The organism is Vicinamibacterales bacterium (assembly GCA_041659285.1).
GTDB lineage: Bacteria > Acidobacteriota > Vicinamibacteria > Vicinamibacterales > UBA2999 > 12-FULL-67-14b.
Map to the genome: position 1 here is coordinate 1 of JBAZYO010000039.1, position 3,153 is coordinate 3,153.

Annotated in this window: 3 protein-coding genes; 1 reads left to right on the forward strand and 2 read right to left on the reverse strand. The window is 66.2% G+C overall.

Going from position 1 to position 3,153, the window contains the following annotated elements; genetic code table 11:
* Positions 1–1,057: alpha/beta hydrolase (locus tag WC815_24175; protein ID MFA5911887.1), on the reverse strand; the 1,057-nt coding region annotated here is incomplete at its 3' end.
* A 93-nt stretch (positions 1,058–1,150) separates the two neighbouring features.
* Here WC815_24175 and WC815_24180 point away from each other — a divergent pair.
* Positions 1,151–2,191 carry a Gfo/Idh/MocA family oxidoreductase gene (locus WC815_24180; protein ID MFA5911888.1) on the forward strand — a complete coding sequence of 347 codons (1,041 nt, stop codon included), beginning with the start codon at positions 1,151–1,153 and terminating at the stop codon, positions 2,189–2,191.
* 294 nt (positions 2,192–2,485) lie between these two features.
* Here the strand turns inward: WC815_24180 and WC815_24185 are convergent.
* A partial coding sequence (locus WC815_24185) for an alkaline phosphatase family protein (GenBank protein MFA5911889.1) occupies positions 2,486–3,153 on the reverse strand: 668 nt, incomplete at its 5' end.

Here is a 3,153-nt window from a genome sequence, read left to right on the forward strand (position 1 = left end):
CGGGCAGCGGATGCACGAGCACCTGAAAATACGGCACTGCCGTCAGCAGCAGGCGCCCGAGCGGCACCAGCGCCACGAACGCCGCGACCAACGCCACCAGTCCCGCCAGTTCCTTCCAGACCCAGACCTGGTCCGTCCCCGCCGCGCTCGCGCCGAGATCGAAGACCTTCCGGAAAAATTCGATCTGGCTGGCCGTCGCCTCCGGACTGTAGGGCTGGAATGGATGCAGCACCCGCTCGTTGTGCACCACCCGCAGCGTGCGCTGCGCCGCCTCGCCGTAATAACGCCCGATCTCCACCTCCGCCAGCGCCGCTCCGACGGCGCCGAGGCCGGAACGCACCAACCGCAGGGCTTCGGGCGCGCGCCGCATGTCGCCGTTTTTCAGTTCATTGCGATAGGCGCCTTCGTCGTAATAGGCGTAGCTGATGCCGACATTGGAACGTACGCTCCGCAGCGTCCGCTCTGTCAGGGTCAGGACGTAGCCCGAGACAAAGACCGAGTGCAGCTTGCTGGGGCGGCCGGTCTTGTCGGCCTCCCGGCCAAAATAGCCCGCCCCCTGGATGGCGGCGTTGCCCCCCGCGGAGTGGCCGGTCACGCCGATGCGCGACTTGTCGACGTAGTTCAGGATGTCCGTGTTGGCGGCGTAGTCGACGACCGCGAACATGCCGTAACCCTCCTCGGTCGCGGCCCGCGTGCTCAGCGAGGAGCTCGAGCCGCCCTGCGCATAGGGATCGATCGCGATGACCACGATCCCGCGGCGCGCCAGTTCGAGGGAAATGTTCGCCTGCGTTTCCTTCGAGCGTTGAAAGCCCGGGACCACGACCACCAGCGGGGCCGGCTGCGCGCTCGTCGCGCTCCGCGGCCGGAAGAGATCGGCCACGATCCACTGGCCGTTCTGTGTCGGGATCTTGATCTCCAGCACCTGCACTTTGCCGCCCGACGTCTGGATCAGCGCGCCGAGCAGGCTCGCGATTGCGATGATCGCCAGGCAGCCGCCCAACAGTCGCAGGCCGGGCAGTCGACGGCGGGGCGCAGGTGCGGCAGGAGGGGAACCCATGGCAGTTTCTCGGGCGCACCGGGCAGCGGGGCGAGCACATTTCGCACCAAGACTCGCCGCCGGACCCGCGATCTGCCATGCTCCGCCTCCGTCATGAAGAAATACAACGTCGGCATCGTGGGCTACGGCTGGGCGGCGACCGCCCACCTCGCCGCCATCAACGGCGGCACGCGCGGACAGGTCACCCGGATATGTTCTTCGCGATCGTTGGACGCAGCGGAGCTTTCGGCCCGCCATCAGTGTCCGCTGCAGACGCACACCGATTTCGCGGCGATGCTCGCGGCGCCCGACCTCGATGTCGTCTCGATTTGCAGCTACCACGATCAGCACAAGGCGCAGGCGATCGCCGCCGCCCGCGCCGGCAAGCATCTCATCGTGGAAAAGCCCCTGGCCCTTTCGCTGGCCGACCTCCGCGAAATCGAACACGCCGTCAAGGCCGCCGGCGTCAATTTCTGCCTTTGTTTCGAACTGCGCTTCTCCTCCCAGTTTCTGGCCACCAAGGCGCTGATCGACGCCGGCCAGCTCGGCCGCGTGCATTACGGCGAGGTCGACTACTACCACGGCATCGGCCCGTGGTACCGCGAATACGAATGGTGCACGACCAACGCCGGGTGCGGCAGCAGCCTGCTCGCCGCCGGCTGCCACGCACTGGACGCGCTGCTGTTGTGCCTGGGACCCGACGTGGCCGAGGTCTTCTGCTATGGCGTCAACTCCACGCACCCGACCTTCGCGAAGTACGAATACCCCTCGACGACCACCACGCTGCTCAAGTTCAAGGACGGCCGCGTCGGCAAGTGCGCGTCGACCATCGATTGCTGGCAGCCGTACTATTTTCACACCCACCTCGTCGGCAGCGAGGGCAGCCTGCTGGACAACAAGCATCATTCCAACCTCCTCCACGGCGACGACCGGCACGCCTGGAAGGAGCTGCCCTTCAAGTGCGTCGATTCGGGCGATGTCGCCGACCATCCGTACAAGACGCAGTTCGACGCGTTCTTCGACGCCCTCGACCGCAGGCAGCCGATGCCGCTGACCGGACTCGCTGACGCCGTGCTGGCCCACGAGGTGATCTTTGCCGCCGAGCGTTCGCTGCAACTCGGCCGCCCGGTGAAGCTCGCGGAAGTGCGCGGCTGAGAGGCCGGCCGGCGGCGGCCTTTTGGAGGCGGGGTGCCCTCACTCCGCAGTCTGCTCGGACGCAGCCGCGCTTGCGATCCGTCCGCCGAAGCCTTGGCGAAGGTGGAAGCCCACGGCGAAAGCGTGGTGCTCGACGGCCACGTTGTCGCCCAGCCTCCAACGCGGCTACGGGAACGAAAGCCGTTTTCGGCTTCGTAGCCGCGCTTGAGCCCACGGCGAAAGCGTGGTGCTCGACGGCCACGTTGTCGCCCAGCCTCCAACGCGGCTACGGGAACGGCTGAAGGGCCGGCCCGTTCAGTACCGGAAATGAAACCGCGAGACCGGCAGCGGCATCTCGCTCGCGACGCCGCGCACGCTCTTCCAGATCACCTCGTTCAATTCGAACATCGGCGTAAGATCGTAATCGGAAAAATCCATCGTCAACGAGACCTTTGCGCCCGGGGCATCCTTGGCGTTGCGGGCGTTGACATCGATCTGTGGCGGCAGATGCGTGTAGGGCGCGAAGTCGGCGGTCAGCCCAAACGAGGCGTACATCGGCATCGCCGCGGCGTCGTATTGCGTCATCGGCGGCAGTCCGAGCAGCAGTTCCATCGTCCGCAGCATCGACGAGGTCGTGTACAGGGTCGAATCGACCGCCTGGCGTTTGGTGTAGGGGCTCACCACCAGGCCCACCGTGCGCCGCGCATCCACGTGATCGGAGCCGTTCTGCGCGTCGTCCTCGATGACGAAGATGGCCGTCTCCGACCAGTAACGCGAATGACTCACCCGGTCGACGAGCTGTCCGAGCGCCCAGTCGTTGTTCGCCACGCAGGCGCTCGGCGTATGTGCCCCCGGCGTGGTGCCGCGCGTGTGATTCTCGCCGAGGCTCATCACGATGTAGTTGGGCAGACGCTTTTCCGGGTCCCGCGAATCGTAGTTCTTCTCGTAGTCGTCGAACTCCTCCAGGAAGACCTGCATGTTCT